Origin of the sequence: Methylophaga sp. UBA5088 (assembly GCF_002414625.1) — a bacterium.
In the GTDB taxonomy this organism is placed as follows: Bacteria; Pseudomonadota; Gammaproteobacteria; order Nitrosococcales; family Methylophagaceae; genus Methylophaga; species Methylophaga marina.
Map to the genome: position 1 here is coordinate 6,641 of NZ_DIAC01000092.1, position 995 is coordinate 7,635.

Annotated in this window: 1 pseudogene; it reads right to left on the bottom strand. The window is 43.8% G+C overall.

Going from position 1 to position 995, the window contains the following annotated elements:
* Positions 1-924, bottom strand: a pseudogene (locus B4K20_RS11420) (sensor histidine kinase); the annotation flags it as partial.
* Positions 925-995 lie beyond the last annotated feature (71 nt).

The window sequence follows — 995 nt, forward strand, 5'->3', positions numbered from 1 at the left end:
TAATTGCTGTGCTTGTTGTGCAAGTGCTGACGTATTTTCAATATAAATCAGCGTTTCACCGCTATCCAGCTGAGTAGCGGAGACTTGAATTTCAGGCAAGTCAGCCCGTGCCTGAAATGGAAGAAAAGCATTCGGACTTTGCTGCTGCCACAGCCAGACCTGCTCGCCTAATTCAGGTACATACTCACGTAAGTTAAATCCAGGCTCAATATCTGCTATACCAAGCAATTGTCTTGCTGACGTATTCAGCATCGTTACGTTGCCATACGTGTCCAGAGCCAACACGCCAGTGTGCATTTGACTGATAATGTGCTGATTTAATACAGCTAGATTTTCAACATCTCTCGCCCGCTCTTCTGCCAGAACCTGCGAACTTTGTAATTTTTTAGATAGCCATTGTGCCAACCATGCTGTGACAAAAAATGTGGCTCCTAAGATACCTGCCTGACTATATTTAGTGACACCATCGCCAGCAATTTGTGAATAACTGACTTCGAGCAAAACGGCTAAGGTCGCTAATGCGGCTATAAATGCGGCCAAACGTCCCGGCATTAACGCACCACCCGCCACGACAACGACTAACATCAGTGATCCAAGCCCGGTATGTAATCCACCACTGGCATGAATAATAACGATCAGAGCAATGATATCTATCACAGCTTGAATTCGTATCTGTGTTTGTACATCTCGCCAATGATTCAGTGTTAATACCAATAAAAGAAAGGCACTTAACAGATACGACAGACTCACGACACTGTATAAACGTGGATCTGCTTCTCCCAGAAACTCAGGCGGTAGTCTCAAGTAAAAAACTAAGAAAAGGACCGTAGCGAGAAATAAGCGATAGCTGGCAAAAACGGTCAGCGCACGCCATGTAGCTGGATCTTGATAATACGGTTTATATGAATCCAAAGATGAACTCATTTCGACTCGTTAAAAGCCTCTAAATGTTGTGTGGAACAAAAATAATGATGGTTTTGTTGTATCGCTTCGTG